Below are 17,218 nucleotides of genomic sequence, written 5' to 3' on the forward strand. Positions count from 1 at the left end.
CAGCAGGATCGAAATTAAAGTCGATAGTCGAGCAGCACGCGAATTTCACGTAGGTTTTGCGGCGTTTCTACAAACGTAATGGCAGCGTTAGTACCCGTGTTGTAATAATGCTTATTTAATAGGTTATGTATATTCACGCTAACATCTAAATTCGGCAACACGTCATTAATCCCCGCAACCGCTCCCACAACCCAGTAGTTACGCGCTTCTGTTTGCTCAACCTCGTCACCAATCAGCGCCGCCACATCCGCATTGGTCGTTCCAATATTCCGCAGCGATAACGTTAAGTAGCCGCGCTCTCTACGTGCCGTAACGCCCATTTTAAGCTTGTGAGTTGCCACAAATGGAACCTCGGTGCGTTGGCCTGTAAGCGTGTTGCAATACTCACCTTCCGTATAACTATAGTTACCCCAGGTTTCGAACTGAGTGGTCGCCATACGCGTTTGGTAACTGACATCCAAGGTCAAACCGGTAATGTCCATATCGCCGATATTGTCATTATGGGAAGTGTTATAGATATAGCCACCGGGAACGAAATCCGTTACCGGATCGCGCATGGCCGTATTCAAAATATGATCAGTCGCCTCGGAGCGATAAAGTGTCAGCTCCGCCAAGATATTCTGGTGCGGGTTATAGCTGGCATTAAACTCTAAGGTTTTTATTTTTTCCGGCTGCAAATCGGGATTGGGTACAAACATAAAGTTACTAATATACTCGCCACTATCGTTCTTCTCACCAGTAAAACTACCAAAGTGTTCGTAGGTAAGCTCTGGCGCAGGCGAGAGATAAGCCTGTGCGTAAATTAATTTAAAATTCCATTTCTCACTGGCGTTATAAACAAGACCCAACCTTGGGTTGGTAGATTTTCCGTAACGACTACTGTCGTCTACACGAACCCCAGCGCTCAACAAAATCTTGTCAGATACTTTAGCTTGGTAATGAACAAACGCCGCCCGGTTGTTATAGCGAATATCGTACAACGCAATGGCAAGCGTATCATCCGTACCGTCATAATAGAGTGCTTGCTCGGCCGTACTTTGGCTGGTTTGATAAGGATGAGATAAATCAGCGCTTTTCGGTATCGTTTGAAAACGCCCCTGCTGAACACCCAACATCCACACATCTTCATCACTCGCCTGCCATTCCAGCGTCGCAGTGAGCATTGTTCTGTCGGTCTTGGCGTATTTAAAACCGTCTTTAAAATTACTAAAAATATTATTAAAGCGCGATTTAGGGTTCACCTCGTACTCGGTGCTATCTAAATCGATAGACAGGTTGAGGTTTTCTCGCAGCGGCCGACGAAACTTTACAAAAGCCGTTTTTAACTCCGATTTCCAAAACGCAGGCAAACCGTAGTCTACCGAAAACGGCAGCAACCCAGTTGCGGTTGGTGAGCTAAATGATGTGGCATGATAACCAATTGAAAGCATATCGCTGTAATCAAGCCCAACGCTCAAACTAGAACTTTCGGTGCGGCCATAAAATCCTGTGCGCCGCTCAGCCGGCAACACCAGCTCGCCGCTAAAGCTTGTGAGATCTGTAATAGGAAAGCTTTGCGGATATTCGCTAAGGAGGTTTTCATTGTCAGAAGCATGGCGGTGACCATCCACGCTAAACCTGAATTGATCGCCAACGGCTTGGTCGAGATAGGCGTAACCATAACGGTAGTCATAGCTGCCAGCAGCATAACCAACGCCTAGATTGCGCGGCTTGGAATAGCTTCTTTTCGTTATTAAGTTAATGGTGCCGCTGTAGGCATCCGCCCCGTATATTGACGAGCCTGGGCTTAATACTATCTCGATGCGCTCCACATCAAACAGCGGCATATTATCCGCATAAGCAATTGGGTCGCGCGCAGGTGAGCTTATCGAAGTGCCATTGCGTAACACCAGAAACTTACTACCCGAGATACCGCGAATAGTAATGTTGTTGTAACTAGTTTCATGGGATGCCGCTTGAGTGTCGACGGCAGATAGATCCACCAAGGCGTCGAAAAGGTTATTGTAACCACGTTCTCGAATCTGCCGCTTGGTAATCACCACAATCCGCGAGGGGGAGTCGGCGCGCGACTGCTCATACAAAGTTGCGGTAGTGACCTTAACTTGAACAAGCTCGGTGAGGTCGAGGCTGAGCAATTCGTCCAGATCCTGTGCTTTAACTGATACGGCTGCTAGCGTTGTCCACCCCTGCAACAACAGCAACCAAAACCGCAAAGATCTGTTCGATTTAAACAATAACATAAGCCACTCAGATATTTAGTCACGCAACTGGAGAAGATTGCCCAGCTTGCTCCGAGTATAATATCTGCAGCGAACTTTTGCCTAGCAAAAGTGGTAACGACCGCTACCCATAGAAATTTTCTATACACAGCGAGTTAGAAACGGATTTTGGTGATATCCAATTACGTCTTCATCACTTTTTATTCCTAAGCGCTTGTCGCTAACGGATCTGAAACCGTTCATCACCTCAACCGCAATGGCGTTTGAGGTGAACCGCACATACCGAGTAAAAACTAGCTAGCGAGACTACAGTGAGCCACTTAGGTCGAAAAACCTAGCGTCGAAGCTCTTGCAACCGAACCCCATGCTAAACAACTGAAAACTATGCGGTTACCTTATCGGCCTTATTTTCAGTAGACGCTTCAGCTAAGGTCTCGGTGTAATCTTTGAGTAAGTAATCAAACGCGGCCAATGACGCCTTGGCTCCCTCTCCCATCGCTATAACAATCTGCTTATAAGGGACAGTGGTGACATCGCCACAGGCAAATATTCCCGGCTGGCTCGTTCTACCGCGCTCATCAATTTTGATTTCACCATGAGCAGTTTGATCCACTACACCTTTGACGAACTGACTATTCGGTACCAAACCTATCTGCACAAATATACCGGACAAGGCTAATTCTTTTACTTCACCAGTAGTGCGGTCTTGATAGGCAATCGCGCTAACCTTGGCACCGCTAGCAAGCACCTCTTTAACCGCAACATTTCGAAGTATAGTAATATTGTCGCGTGCCTCGGCTTTACTAACGAGTACCTGGTCGGCTTTAAGCTCGGGCATAAATTCAAATACCGTTACAGATTTTACGATACCAGCCAAGTCGAGCGCTGCTTCTATTCCTGAATTTCCACCACCAACAACGGCGACGTCCTTACCCTTAAAGAAAGGGCCGTCACAGTGCGGACAGTAAGCAACGCCCTTGCCGACATTTTCTTTTTCCCCCGGAACATTTAGCTCACGCCAGCGCGCACCACTCGCGACAATTAAGGATTTTGTATTGACCAATTCTCCGGAAGACAACTTCAAGGTTTTTATATTGTCCGCCACAACTTCTTCAACACGTAGATGCTCACGCAAGGTAATATCATAGTCGCGCATGTGCGTTTGCAAGGCCGCCGTTAATTCACTACCGGTTGTTTTAGATACAGAAATTAAGTTTTCGATGCCAACCGTATCTTTTACTTGGCCACCCATTCGATCGGCGATTAACGTCACCTTTAAGCCTTTACGCGCACTGTAGATAGCGGCACTGACACCGGCTGGACCGCCGCCAATCACGGTTACATCTTGCAGTGGCAAACTTTTCTGCTGGGAAGATTGCTTAATCTCCGGGTGGCGTTCCACTAATTTATCTAACAACTGTGCGGTATCAATTTTGCCGTTAGCGAAGGGCTCGCCATTCAAATATACCGATGGAACACCTTGAATATTGCGTTTTTCGATTATCTCGGGGAACAATCCACCGTCAATCATATTGCAACTAATCATTGGATTAAGTTGCGCAAATTCATTCAACGCCTGTACCACATCCGGGCAGTTATGACAGCTGAGACTAACAAACACTTCGAACTGAAGCGGTTTATTCACAGCGCTAACCATATTGGCAATACTCTCATCTAATTTGATGGGAGTACCGGCTGCGCGCAGTACTGCCAGTACCAGCGAATTGAATTCATGACCACCCGGAATACCTGAAAATTGAATGCCGGATGGCTTCCCTTCAACTTCCAACGAAAAACTAATGGGGCTCATAAGTTCACCGCCAGTATCGCGCTCTACTAGCGCTATTTTGTCTGAGGCAGAACTAAAATCGGTAAGAAATTCGACTAACTCTTTTCTAGAACGATGCTCAACCTCATTAGCGCCAGTCGTTTGCAAAACCAGGCTGACGGTGTTTTTCATATTTGCGGTGTAGCTTTTTAAAGCCGTTAGCAATTCAGTGGTTAACATACTCATGGTCGCACCTGTTTTTGTTGGCAGCTATCGATTGTTATCACTAGCTATCGTTGACGTTAAATTTAATGTTTTAAGTGTTTGAGGTGTTAAATGTGTGGCAGCGAGAGAGCCCCGTTGCCACACAGAGTAGCTAAAGTTAGATTTTGCCAACTAAGTCAAGGCTAGGTGTTAAGGTTTTTTCACCTTCTTCCCAAGCCGCCGGGCAAACTTCGCCGTCGTGTGTTGCAACGTATTGCGCAGCTTTCACTTTGCGCAACATATCCTTCGCTGAACGGCCGATGCCGCCATCGTGAAGCTCTGCAACCTTGATTACGCCCTCTGGGTTTACCAAAAATGTTCCGCGCATCGCCAAACCATCTTCTTCAATCATCACGTCGAAACCACGTGAGATAACGCCAGTTGGATCGCCGATCATTGGGTAGCGAATTTTGCCGATCGCATCGCTGGTTTCGTGCCACGCTTTGTGGGCAAAATGAGTATCAGTAGACACCGAGTAAACCTCTACGCCCAAGCCCTGCAATTGGTCGTAGTACTTGGCCATGTCTTCCAGCTCAGTCGGGCAAACGAAGGTAAAATCGGCCGGGTAGAACAAAAAGATCGACCACCGTCCTTTGGTATCTTCGCTAGTAACCGTCTTAAATTCGTTGTTGTGAAAAGCCTGAGCGCTAAATTCTGGGATGACCTTGTTTATCTGTGACATTGCTGTAGATCCTTTTAATTAAGTTAATCGTTTTGGTTAGTAATTGGGTTAAAGGTTTGGGATAACCTAGTCGAGGCCCTACAATCAGCTGCTTGGCCTCAGATATGGGGCTATATTAATTAAAACTATCGAAATCTAAAATCCAATAAAACAGATACTGTCATTCTAAAAAACTGAAGATAGCTACATGATTTCCATAAAACAGTTGAATTACGCACTCGCCGTAGGCAAGACACTTCATTTTAAAAATGCGGCTGAGCTTTGCTCCGTATCGCAATCAGCGCTAAGCACCGCGATAACCGAGCTGGAGAAGCAGTTGGGCGTGCAGTTGTTCGAAAGGGACAACAAGCGAGTGCTTATTACCCCTGCGGGTGAGCAGCTACTGGAGAAGGCCCATTCAATTTTGCTGCAGGTCGACGACTTGTATCGCTTGTCACAGGTGCAAAAATCGCCCTTAAGTGTGCCCATGAAGCTTGGAGTGATTCCCACCATCAGCCCCTACCTGCTCCCCAAAGTATTGCCAAATTTACGTCAACAACACCCCGATTTTCGCCTGAGTATTACCGAAGGGCAGTCCCACGAGCTGATCGAAATGGTAAAAACGGGTGAGCTGGACACAGCCATCTTGGCACTGCCCTATCCGCTCGATGAGCTATTGGCATTTGAATTTTGGCAGGAAGATTTTTATTGGGTCGCCCCTAAAGATGCAGAGTTCGCTGACTGCACGGAAATCAGTAGCCAACAGCTAAGGCAAACAGAGCTATTACTGCTAAAAGATGGCCACTGCTTAAAAGAGCACGCCTTAGCCGCGTGTAAGCTCAGCCAGCAAGACACTATTCACAGCCTAGGAGCAACTAGCTTGCACACCATAGTACAAATGGTTGCGGGGCGAATGGGTACGACACTGCTACCGGAAATGGCACTAGACCAGCTGGTAACCGAAAACTCAGAGCTTTGCGCAATACACTTAAATGAGCCAGGCCCACATAGGCGTATTGCCTTTGTGATTCGCCCCAACTACATAGGGGTAAACGACATTGAGCGATTGAAAGTCATATTTAAGGAGGGGCTTAAGCAAAAATTGTGAGCTAGCATTGGCTCTAGCCATGCGGTCGAGCTGGCGCGAAAGGCATCCAAACAGTAGTATTACCAATATTCCACAGAATTACCGTTAATCCCTGTGAGCTCGTCAGAATTCCATTAGGAATCGTTAACATAATAAGAATAAAGGCCTCCGCCAATGCCTCGATTGCATCTTACCGCCGTTTCATCCGCTCTAGCTTTACATGCTAAACGCTTACCGCTCTTCGCACTGCTGGTTCTAGCCCCCTTGGTCAGCTTGTTTTCAGCCTGCAACGCCAATAGTCAGGAGTCGTTCCATATTTGGAAATCGGGTGCGCCGGGTTTTGAGCATTTGCGCAATGAGCCAGAACAAGCCAAAGATTGGTGGGTAAAAAACATTCACAACCCCTCGATCACAGCATTTTTGCCCGACCCCAGTGTCGCCACAGGTGCCGCTATTTTAGTCATCCCCGGTGGCGGCCACCGCGAGCTGGTGTTCAATGCTGAGGGAACCGATACCGCAAAGATACTTAACCCCATCGGCGTTGCTGTTTTTGTACTGAAATATCGCCTAGCCCGAGCCGAGAATTCGCCCTACACCCTACCCTTACACGCCAAGCAGGACGCCCAACGAGCGTTGCGTTATATTCGCAGCCGCGCGCAGGAATGGGGGCTTGATCGCAACCGCGTAGGTGTAATGGGGTTTTCGGCAGGCGGCGAAGTAGCCTCTTTTATCGCCTATGACGGTGACGAAGGCCAAGCCAATGCCACCGACAGCATCGAGCGCTATAGCAACAAGCCCGATTTCCAGATTTTGGTATATCCCGGGCCACTTGGTATTCCAACAAATGTCCCGAGCGACGCGCCACCGGCTTTCTTGGTAGCAGCAATCGACGATCCCTGTTGTTCACAATCGGCAATTACCCTGCTGCAGGCCTACAAAAATGCCAACCTTTCGGCAGAAGCACATATCTATGCCAAGGGCGGGCACGCGTTTAATCTCGGCCAGCGAGCGACCGACCGCAGTATTCAGCAATGGACGGAAAGATTAGTTGACTGGCTTATCGATAGCGAGATTACCGTCAAACCGTAATTGAGCCGGTTTATCAGCTTTTTTTTGCGACCTCTGTAACCTTTTCCCGCCGGATACGTTTCTAAGTAAATGAAATTCAAATTCCGCACGCTGGTCAATCGCCACCATCGCCAAGTTTATGCGCTGGCACTGCGGATGTTGGCCAATAAAGCCGAAGCGGAAGATGCCACGCAAGAAGTATTCGAGCGGCTTTGGGCGAATATAGCCCCGCTGACGGAACAAGATACAGGGCCTTGGTTGCACCGTGTTACCCATAACTACTGCATCGATCAGCTACGCAAACGCAAACCCAGCGAAGAACTTGCCGATACCTTGGTCGATAGCGCTGCGCAAACGCCGGATAGCGCCAGCCAACAACAGCAACTCAGCAGCTGGCTCAATAAAGCCATCGCGCAATTAAAAGAACCCTACAAAACACTGATTGTATTGTTCGACCTACAACAAAAATCTGTTCGCGAAGTGGCCGAGAGCATGAGCATGCAAGAAAACCATGTGAAAGTTTCGATTCACCGAGCACGAAAACAACTACGCGCGATCTTACAGGGTATTGAATTATGACCCATTCAAACAACAACACTAACCACGACTCAGTTGATACTGATTTTTTAAACCGTGTTTTCAGCGATGACCTCGAGCCAACCGCGAGCCTGCCGGACATCGATCACGATCATTCGGATAGTGCCCCGAGTACCGCACTCTTGTCTCGGCTATACAAAATTACCGATAGCGAAACAACTGATCACACAATAAAAACCGTCAAGCAACATTCGCAGCCTGCTCAACACAAAACAAGGTTCACATCGACAATTGCGCAGGCTATTCATCGCCACGGTAAAACCGCCATTCCCTTAGCGGCGAGCCTGCTATTAGCGGGTGTATTAATTATGCAGCAACATATTAATCAGCAACGCCATACGGCCGAGCAAGCCATGGCGCAAATGGCACTGGCATTTAGCTATCTCGAACAGGCCAATCACACCGCAAGTCAAAGCGTGACCGAGACGCTACGTGATAATTTAAAAAAATCTACCCTAGACCCTCTTCTTAACGTAACGCTTACCCGAGATTCCTCCAGCTAGGACGACGACCATGAGATTAGAACTAAAGATCACTAAACAGATTATATTCGCTGCGATGATAAGCCTTAGCTGGCATTGCTACGCGCTACAGCCAGGGGAGATTACCTTTGATGACTTATCAAAAACCTATGGCGAAGCAAAGGTCGAAATAAACTTAAACCGGCAACTTATTGGCTTGGTTAGTAGCTTTAGCCGCAACGAAGACCCAGAGGTAGCCGCAATTCTGAATGGGCTTCAGCAAATAACTGTACGCGTATACCAGATGAACAACTCCGTCGATACGGCCTACCAAGCGGTGGAGCAAGTTGCAAAAAAAATCCGCAAAGAGAACTGGCTGCCGCTCGTCAGCGTTAATAATGACGAGCAAAAAGTAAGGATTTTCTCCCGTTCCACCAACGAAAAAATGGACGGTCTAGTAGTGATGGTGGTGGATGCCAAAAAAGGCGGCGAAGCGGTATTTATAAACATTGTTGGCGAAATAGATCCAGCGAAAATATCGGCCGTTACGCAATCACTCAATATCAATATTAACGGCACAGATAGCAAAACGCTCGATGCAGCGAAACAAAATAGATAACGATGGTTTGTAACCTTTTTTGAGATAGAGCGTTTTATCTATAACTACGATCGAACAGAAACGATCTCGAAAAAACAACAAACCACTGGAGAACGCCATGAAAAATATATTCAACACTATATTAGACGCTGTTTTACAACGAAGTTTTGTTCGATCTGTAATCACCGGCATGATAATCGCCACTTTAGCCGTGAGTACCAACAGCTTCGCCGGAGAGCAATCCAGTTTTAACAGCCTCAACTCAGACCGCCTATCAAAAGTCTACGGCGCACCTAAAATCAATATCAACCTCGGCGACAACCTACTGGGTATTGCGCGCTTTTTTATTAAACAAGACGACCCAGAAACCGCTGAAATTCTGCGAGATATTCGCGCCTTAAACATAAAAATATACAATCTAAATGCCGACCCTGATACCGCATTCAAAGAGATCGACCGCGCCACCAAAATTGCCACCAAACAAAACTGGCTCGCGCTGGTTAGCGTAAATGAACCACAACAAAAAGTACGGATATTTTCGAGACTAAAAGACGATCGAATGGATGGCCTACTGGTGTTCGTCGTTAACAGCGAAGATAAAGAAATCGTTTTTATCGATATTGTCGGCAGCATCAACACCGCTGATCTGGCGACACTCACCAACGCCATGGACATCGATATGAAAAGCAACATTTAAAGCCAACAAACAATCAGAGGGTTGTACTTTTACAACCCTCTGATTAGGTTAAACAATCGCCCTCAAACTGTCATACATCTGTAGAATTCCTGTCATCCTCTTTTGAAATATTCCTCGCAGCTCTACTAGTGTCGCTGCTAGCGGCAACTGAAGACGCACCGTTAAGTTTACCAAAGCAACCTAGCCTCAAATGCTATTGATCAGCATAGATTTTTGTGTGGGCCTAGGTGGGGACGTTGGACTGATATCAGCGTGGCTGGTGCTTCTAAACGTTTAAATTCAGGGCGAAAGCCCCGCCACCGCGCAGCCTTGCAGTTAGCTGTCTATACTGATTTCTATCAGTTTAAGATTAGCTAAAGGACAACTGCAGCATGGGTACACCCATAGATAACTACCTTAAGATCCTGGCATCAAAAGACGGTTCTGATTTGTACTTGAGTACTGGCGCGCCAGTTTGCGCAAAATTCCAAGGCACGCTCAAACCGCTTTCTCAAACGCCATTAAAACCAGGTGAGGTGGAAGCCATCGCCAACAACATTATGGACAACCAGCAACGTCAAGTATTCGAGGACGAGTTGGAAATGAATTTGGCAATTTCGATACCGTCTGTAGGGCGCTTTCGTGTGAACATTTTCAAACAACGCAACGAGGTATCGATTGTCGCCCGCAATATCAACACCGAAATCCCCAAATTCGAAGATCTCGGCCTGCCCGATGTTTTAAAAGACGTGATTATGACAAAGCGCGGCTTGGTGTTGTTTGTGGGAGGAACCGGTTCGGGTAAATCCACGTCACTTGCGGCGTTAATTGACTACCGCAACAGCAACTCCGGCGGCCATATTATTACCATCGAAGACCCGGTTGAGTATGTGCACAAACACAAGAAAAGCGTTATCAATCAGCGTGAAGTGGGTGTTGATACGCGTAGTTTTCGCAACGCCTTAAAAAACACACTACGGCAAGCTCCAGACGTCATTTTGATTGGTGAGATTCGCGACCGAGAAACAATGGAGCACGCGCTAGAGTTTGCGGAAACCGGACACTTAGCCATTTCTACTCTGCACGCCAATAATGCAAACCAAGCGCTGGAACGTATCATCAACATGTTCCCAGAGGAGCGGCGCCCGCAACTACTTTTAGGCTTGTCACAAAATATTCGCGCGTTTGTTTCCCAGCGTCTGATTCCAACCATCGACGGCAAACGCTGTGCGGCGGTTGAAGTATTGCTCGGCACTAAGACCATTCAAGAATTGATTCTTAAGAATCGGCTACCCGACATTAAAGAAATTATGGAGAAGTCGGAGAACCTAGGGATGCAAACCTTTGATGCGGCCTTATTCAAACTGTACAAAGCGAAAAGAATTAGCTTCGACGAAGCCGTTGCCAATGCCGACTCGCCCAATAACTTGCGCTTGCGAATCAAACTCGCTGAAGGCAGTGCACAACCCAGTGCCAAGAATGAAGACAAGGCTGCCAGTAGTGCGACGAGCGGCAGCATGGAGCTATCCCTAGAGGCAATTGAACAACCTGACGAGGACGACCCCAACAATCCATTTGGAGGCAAAAGCTACTAACATAAAAAACGCGACCTTAGGTCGCGTTTTTTATGGGGCGGTGCTGAAATAAAATTCCTGTAATACTCTAGGTAGCACCAAGCGGCCACCTAGCTATTAACGATCTGTAATTCTCCCTTAAATTTAATTGTCGCAGGCCAGCTTAATATTAGTCTGGAACATAAAGTTAGATTCAACAGTATGTCGCTCAGCAAAGAACAGATCGAAACTATAACGCTCGCCCTGCTGTATGCCTAACTGTGAGGCTACCTCATCCAAGCTTACCGACACCTCTTCCACTTCATGAACACCACCGATATCAATGGCTAAGACACCGTTGATGTACAACCAAAGATCGTCATCGCCGCGGAAGGTAAAGACTTCCCCGCCTTCGTAATCAAAGACTAAATGCGACTCTAGAGTAAAGTGGTAATTGTGCCAGTAGCGAGGCGTATTTCCCCAACCCTTACGATCGAGCGGGAAGAAGCTGCCGTTGCTATAGCTCCAAGTATTGGTATCACCAACTCGCGTCAACTCTAACGACATCGGAATACGCTGATTCACACCCTCAACGTCGTTGTACCATTGATTGAAATTCGCGGCATTGGTCGTAGTAAGGCTACCGCTATCGCCATGCGCGTACTGTGGCTTACCGTCGCCACCCAGTGTAGACATTACGATTCCCTTGTCTTCACCGATCACATATTCAAAGTCTGGATGGCTGGACTGGAAATCGCGTAACACAACAGGGAAGCTGCGGCTGCTAACGCCCGACATATCACAAGTCGCGGGAGCGGCGAACTCAATGCTCATGGTATCCGGCGAGCTATCTATCTCACCATCGTTAACAATTAATTGCGCCACGTAGGTTCCGGCCCCGCTCACGGTAATGGTGGGCGTCGAGGACTCGCTGTAATCAAGAACGGCAAGTGCATCTGAAGGCTGCGCAACAATACTCCAACGATAGCTTAAGTCATCGCCGTCAGCATCGTAGCTACCGCGTCCGTCCAAAGCCACAGTGCCGCTACTCATATCCAACGTCTGGTTATCGCCAGCTTCCGCAACGGGACGGGTATTAGCGGTGGTTATGGTCACGGTATCCACATCACTATCGAGCAAACCATCGTTAACAACCAGCTGCACTATATAAGTACCGGAGGCGTCGATCGTTAAGCTCGGTGTTGCCGCGCTGCTATTGCTCAGCATGCTATCAACCCCTTCAGGCTGACTGACGAGCGACCATTGGTATTGAATCGAATCACCATCAGGATCGTAACTCGCCGTGCCATCGAGCAGAATCGTATCGTTTACCGCTGCGGCTTGATCGGCGCCAGCTAGAGCTACAGGAGCTGTGTTTACAGTATCGACCACGACACTATCCGCTTCACTACTCAGCAAACCGTCATTCACCACCAATGCAAACTCGTAGTGACCAACAACATCTGGCGTAAATTGCGGGTAGACCGATGTTGAAGCAACGAGCGCAGCACTGCTTTCTGCCGGTGCCGAGATGGTTACCCAGCTATAGGTGAGCGTATCGCCATCGGTATCGTAACTACCCGAGCCGTCGAAGCTCACCGCAACACCTGGGCGAGCACTCATATTTTCGCCTGCATTCGCTACCGGAGCCGTGTTCGCGGGCTCTGGTGTGGCGGTGGGTTCCAGTGTTGGAACTGGCGTTGGCTCTAGAGTTGGTTCTGGTGTTACTTCGGGCGTAGGCTCAACAGTTGGTACCGGAGTTGGCTCTGGTGTCGATGTTGGAACCGGTGTAGGTGTTGGCTCTGCACTTGGCATAGACGTAGGAACAGGCGTTGGCTCTACCGTTGGAACAGGTGTCGCGGTTGGCTCTGGGCTAGCTGTTGGCAATGGAGACGCAGTCGGCGTTGGCGCAAGCGTCGGGGTTATTGAAGGCACAGCAGTTGGCGCCACAGTAGGAGCTATTGTCGGAGCCACGGTAGGGCTAACAGTAGGAGCAACCGTAGGCATTACACTTGGCAACGCTGTTGGCTCGCTAGTCGGCATTACCGTAGGAGTGATACTAGGCAGAACCGTTGGTATAAGCGTTGGCGCAAGGCTTGGTACTGGCGTTGGCATAGCCGTTGGCGCAACCGAAGGAGATACACTAGGTACAGCTGTGGGCTCTAAAGTAGGCTCGGGGGTAATGACAACACTGGGGTCATCACAAATAATGCGTGAATCATCTAGGTCTGGTGTGTAATTCGGATTATAAGGCTCATAGGGAAAGTCGACACCGGTGTGCGGCTGACTCAAAGCCAACTCGGTATATTCCACACCTTTGCGCGCTTTTAAAATTGGCAAACGGCTATCGCTGGCAGGATCAAACATCCAAATACCGTAGGCGTTTTCCAGCGATTCTGTCGCGTCGTCTGAGCTGCAGAAGGAGCTTACCCCGTCATCAACAGATGTACACTGCGACCAGCTAACTAAAACGCGCGAAGTGCCATCTCGGTAAGGAGCAACGGCACTGTACCAACCCGCAAGCGAAGGCTGATTTGGAAACAGTGTAACCTCGGCGCTAATCATTGGCTTCATTGCCAAATTGGCAAACACCACACCGGACTGTGTTTCAGCCGGCTCCATTAGCTCCATCACGTTACCACCTAGAAACTGGTTGTAGCGGTGCTTTAATAGAACCAGTAAACGTCCAGACTCGGCCTGCACCATGTCGCTAAGTTGCAACAGACTTTCGTCGGATGCATTGGTGGTAACCGTGTTGTAAAGCTGAGCGAGTTCAGAACCGTCGGAATTAATACGTAAAAGCGTGTAGTGATTACTAGCTAAAGCAGGACCGAAAGGAGTTTCTATTGCAAACGCACAGAGTTCTTCAGAACCCCATGCTGCCGGCGCGGTTATCCCACTGGGATAGTCACTGGAAAACATTTGATCGAAGCCAACTTTATTCAGCGTAGCACTTTGTGTTTGGCACTGACGCAACAACTCATAGCTGCGCGACCAACGAACAAAAGCGACGCGACCATCTTTTAACGTTGTTGGCTGAGTATCGTGGTGAGAGCCATAGGTAAGCTGAACAATGTTATCGCCATCGCTCTGCATACTATGCAATAGCGATGGTTTTTCGTTTGCTCCCACTTTGTAACACGCGGTTTGATCTTCATTGATAACATTGTCAACGGCATGGTTGGGATTGCCGGCGGCGCGGTCTGAAGAAAATATAATGCGGTTGTCGGCGGAATAAGCTGGGTTAGTATCTTCGCCACTGTTCGCCAAACTATCATCCGCGATAATTCGCGTTACTCTGCCCGTGTCAAAACTGTACTCATAAATATTCCAGCTCCAGTCACTAAGGCTGTCGCTAGGACCGTGCGCGGCAAACAACAAGGTTTTGCCGTCTTCAGAAACACTCAGATCTTTTACATCGTAGCTCTCGGTACCAAAATACTTGCTGAGTACTTCGCTGCTCACGCCATTAACGTCGAGACCCGAGCGGCGAACCAACTTGGCTCCGGGATTGAAGTCATAAGGTGAAAATAGATCGAGGGGCGAGCTATCGGTAGCGTTTAAGCTTTTCGATAGCTTGGTGCTAGTACTAGCAACAGACACTTGAGTATTGCGCTCAATAAACATAAAGGGAGTATCCGCGCTAATTATCGCTGCGGAAGTGGTTGTTTCGGCAGTGGCCGAAGGTTCACCACTACCGGAGCAGGCCTGAAAAACGGCCAACGAGGAAACCAGAGCAATACGGCTTGCTTGCAATCTGATTGTATGGAACATAACGCTACTCCAAAGTCTGTCTGTGTCTGAGCTATACACCAGCTAACCAATGTATACATTGCTCCCGAACGGGGGAACGCCATAACAGGATGCCAATTTTTAAGATATTCCGATGGAATTAACTCGCAATCCTTAGTTTATTTCGGCGCCACCTGTCGCTTTTTACCCAAACTGTGGAATGAGTTGCATAGTAAGTGTCGAACAGGTTCACCCTTTAGCCGCCGCTATAGAAGCAACGAATGTAATAAGGAAATCTAGATCACAAACCACTAGGAGAACGAACCGCAACGAGAGCGCAAGGCTCCCATTAGCAGGAAAGAATGAGCGGACGATTAGCCCGATGAATGGAGTAACGGCGTACTAACTAGGCAGGAATACGAAGGTGTAATCAATAAACGTGGCGGACACATCTTTCGCACCAAAATTAACGCTGCGAATTCGTTCGAGAATTTTATTTTCTAAATCTTTTAACCCGAGTTCACTGGCAGTGAGTGATAACTTGGAGATTGATCCGTCGGGCTCGATTACTAAACGAAACGAAAATTTACCAGCTAGATCTGGATGCTGAAGCAACGCCTGTTGATAAAGGGCATAGACATTACTTTTAGTGCGCTCCATGGTGCGTCGAATACTTTCCATATCGCGAGTGCCCTGCTGAGACGAGCCGTAGCTTGCCAGCGTGCTCTCAGGGGCGTTACCTAACCCTAGGCCATCGACAGAGGTCGACGTATATTCGGCCAGCCCAGCGCTTGAACTCACTACTAAATTTTCGTCTACCTCTATGCCGTCACTGCGTCGCACCGCGCCGTCTTTGCCTAAAAACTCGCGGGAATTATTCTGCACGCTTCCCTGAGTACTCGACGTAACATTACGCTTTTGTAACCGCGCAACATCAACGCTACCGGTAAGCGCCGACAACTGACTCGATAGCTCATTTAACCCTTGCGACTGCGCCATTGCGTTTTCACTATCTTGCTTTGGCTTTACTTTTTGTTCTTTTGTTTGCGCAAGTTTTGGGCTGGGGCGCGGCTGGTCGAGAACTTCTTTGGCAACCGGCACGGTTTTAGTTTGTACTAGCGGCTCCTCTGGCAACGGCGGCGAAACCTCGATCGGTTTCAAAACTACAGTGGTAACCACTTGATCGGTTTCTCGTTCGTTGTAACTCAACTCAAATACGGGCAACCAAGGAATCAACACCAAAAAAAACAACAGCGGAAATAAAAACCGTTTTAATGTACGTACAAACTTTTCATCTTGGTCACTATTGCTAGACCAAGGTAATTCAAGATCCAGGGCAAGTGGCTGCAGCGGGACATTTGTTAAGACCGCATTCATCGCCTAACCTCCCGCCGGTAAAGTTAGAGCCGCAGGCGCAGCTGAGCTAGGAACACCTGCCCCATCAGAACCTATAGATTGGGACGTGGTTTGAACCTGAGCGGCAATACGATTCACCGCGAGCGAAATATTTCTAAAGCCTTCCAGCTGGCAGGTTGCCATGACTGTTTTTATCAAGCTATACGGGACATCGTGCTGACCCATAATGGTTAACGCCAAGCCGTTTTGTTTTTCGTAGCCTTGCAATTCTCCCATACGTTCGCGATAGGATTGCAATAACACTTGTAGCGGTACGATAACTTGATCCGGATCTGCTAATAAATTATCCACGCTGGCTATAGCTTTTTCATCGACCCACAACTTATCGCTGCCCACCATGATAGAAATTTCGGCATAGGGCGCTTTTCCCGCACTAGAATTCGGCAACTGCACAAATTTAGCATGCTCAATATTTTTGCTATCACCAGAATTAAGCAGTAAAAAAAATACGAGAATCGTAAAAATATCCATTAATGCAATCAGGCTCAATTTACCTTGATTGCTCTTGTCGTCACGGCGATAAAACAGAGTTTGACTAATCATGTTAGCTACTTCGCAGAGTCCCCAAGTGAAATTTCAGGAAACAGCTCAATCTCCACCACACTTGCAGCGACAACTGTTTTGTAGGATTTAACGGCTTGCATTGTCGATATTAAATCCTGGTAATGCGTATTAGGCATGGCTAGTACCACTGCATCGCGTTTTTCCGGCAACTGCCGCTTAACTTCCTGTAGTACTTGCGACAACATTAAATAATCGTATCCGCCCGCGCTGCCGTCTCCGTCAGTTTCGTTTACGGGTTGTTCGCCAGAATCAGACGGCGACGCAGAGACTAGCCTTGGAATTTCCTTAATCACCACGTCGGTGGGATAGATAACTTTAAAACCACTGGGATCGACCACCACCTCGAGCTGTGACTGAGAATCGTCACTGCTCACCGCACCACCGGTTAGATCGGGAAGTTTTACATCCAATACCGTTACCTGAGTGAAAGTCATACTCAACAACAACACCGGAACCAAGACAATCATCAGGTTCATAAACGATGTAACGTCAAGCTCCGCTTCATCGGTTCCGGAATATTTAAATTTGAAATTCATTTTAGCTATCTCAGAGCG

General features: G+C 48.0%; 14 protein-coding genes. 7 read left to right on the forward strand and 7 right to left on the reverse strand.

Annotated features, from left to right (window positions below; translation table 11 throughout):
* Positions 1 to 14 precede the first annotated feature (14 nt).
* From IDZ20_RS06485 to ahpC, 3 genes are all read right to left on the reverse strand, one after another.
* Positions 15 to 2,240: a TonB-dependent receptor plug domain-containing protein gene (locus tag IDZ20_RS06485; protein ID WP_188150615.1), complete on the reverse strand. Its 2,226-nt coding sequence runs from the start codon at positions 2,238 to 2,240 to the stop codon at positions 15 to 17.
* A 361-nt stretch (positions 2,241 to 2,601) separates the two neighbouring features.
* The gene (gene ahpF / locus IDZ20_RS06490; protein ID WP_245792159.1) at positions 2,602 to 4,233 is read right to left on the reverse strand and encodes an alkyl hydroperoxide reductase subunit F; all 1,632 of its coding nucleotides are present in this window, start codon (positions 4,231 to 4,233) and stop codon (positions 2,602 to 2,604) included.
* Positions 4,234 to 4,369: 136 nt separating this feature from the next.
* Positions 4,370 to 4,933 carry an alkyl hydroperoxide reductase subunit C gene (gene ahpC / locus IDZ20_RS06495; RefSeq protein WP_188150616.1) on the reverse strand — a complete coding sequence of 188 codons (564 nt, stop codon included), beginning with the start codon at positions 4,931 to 4,933 and terminating at the stop codon, positions 4,370 to 4,372.
* 187 nt (positions 4,934 to 5,120) lie between these two features.
* On the opposite strand from ahpC, the gene IDZ20_RS06500 reads away from it, so the two are divergent.
* From IDZ20_RS06500 to IDZ20_RS06530, 7 genes are all read left to right on the forward strand, one after another.
* Complete coding sequence (locus IDZ20_RS06500) at positions 5,121 to 6,020, forward strand: hydrogen peroxide-inducible genes activator (RefSeq protein ID WP_188150617.1); 900 nt, start codon at positions 5,121 to 5,123, stop codon at positions 6,018 to 6,020.
* A 153-nt stretch (positions 6,021 to 6,173) separates the two neighbouring features.
* A complete protein-coding gene (locus tag IDZ20_RS06505) occupies positions 6,174 to 7,088 on the forward strand; it encodes an alpha/beta hydrolase (protein WP_188150618.1) in 915 nt (304 codons plus the stop codon).
* Positions 7,089 to 7,157: 69 nt separating this feature from the next.
* Positions 7,158 to 7,646, forward strand: a complete 489-nt coding sequence (locus IDZ20_RS06510; protein ID WP_188150619.1) for an RNA polymerase sigma factor — start codon at positions 7,158 to 7,160, stop codon at positions 7,644 to 7,646.
* Positions 7,643 to 8,167: a hypothetical protein gene (locus IDZ20_RS06515; RefSeq protein WP_188150620.1), complete on the forward strand. Its 525-nt coding sequence runs from the start codon at positions 7,643 to 7,645 to the stop codon at positions 8,165 to 8,167. Before IDZ20_RS06510 ends, IDZ20_RS06515 begins: the two co-directional genes overlap by 4 nt.
* Positions 8,168 to 8,177: 10 nt before the next feature.
* Positions 8,178 to 8,744 (forward strand): DUF4252 domain-containing protein, encoded by a 567-nt coding sequence (locus tag IDZ20_RS06520; RefSeq protein WP_188150621.1) that lies wholly within the window; start codon positions 8,178 to 8,180, stop codon positions 8,742 to 8,744.
* 97 nt (positions 8,745 to 8,841) lie between these two features.
* Positions 8,842 to 9,420, forward strand: a complete 579-nt coding sequence (locus tag IDZ20_RS06525; RefSeq protein ID WP_188150622.1) for a DUF4252 domain-containing protein — start codon at positions 8,842 to 8,844, stop codon at positions 9,418 to 9,420.
* Between the two features lie 371 nt (positions 9,421 to 9,791).
* Positions 9,792 to 10,994, forward strand: a complete 1,203-nt coding sequence (locus IDZ20_RS06530; protein WP_188150623.1) for a PilT/PilU family type 4a pilus ATPase — start codon at positions 9,792 to 9,794, stop codon at positions 10,992 to 10,994.
* A gap of 123 nt (positions 10,995 to 11,117) precedes the next feature.
* On the opposite strand, the gene IDZ20_RS06535 is transcribed toward IDZ20_RS06530, so the two are convergent.
* From IDZ20_RS06535 to IDZ20_RS06550, 4 genes are all read right to left on the reverse strand, one after another.
* Positions 11,118 to 14,726 carry a fibro-slime domain-containing protein gene (locus IDZ20_RS06535; RefSeq protein ID WP_188150624.1) on the reverse strand — a complete coding sequence of 1,203 codons (3,609 nt, stop codon included), beginning with the start codon at positions 14,724 to 14,726 and terminating at the stop codon, positions 11,118 to 11,120.
* 360 nt (positions 14,727 to 15,086) lie between these two features.
* Positions 15,087 to 16,061 (reverse strand): AgmX/PglI C-terminal domain-containing protein, encoded by a 975-nt coding sequence (locus tag IDZ20_RS06540; protein ID WP_188150625.1) that lies wholly within the window; start codon positions 16,059 to 16,061, stop codon positions 15,087 to 15,089.
* Positions 16,062 to 16,064: 3 nt separating this feature from the next.
* Positions 16,065 to 16,643 (reverse strand): ExbD/TolR family protein, encoded by a 579-nt coding sequence (locus IDZ20_RS06545; RefSeq protein ID WP_188150626.1) that lies wholly within the window; start codon positions 16,641 to 16,643, stop codon positions 16,065 to 16,067.
* A 5-nt stretch (positions 16,644 to 16,648) separates the two neighbouring features.
* A complete protein-coding gene (locus tag IDZ20_RS06550; protein ID WP_188150627.1) occupies positions 16,649 to 17,200 on the reverse strand; it encodes an ExbD/TolR family protein in 552 nt (183 codons plus the stop codon).
* Between the last annotated feature and the right edge of the window lie 18 nt (positions 17,201 to 17,218).

It is taken from the genome of Teredinibacter waterburyi, assembly GCF_001922985.1.
In the GTDB taxonomy this organism is placed as follows: domain Bacteria; phylum Pseudomonadota; class Gammaproteobacteria; order Pseudomonadales; family Cellvibrionaceae; genus Teredinibacter; species Teredinibacter waterburyi.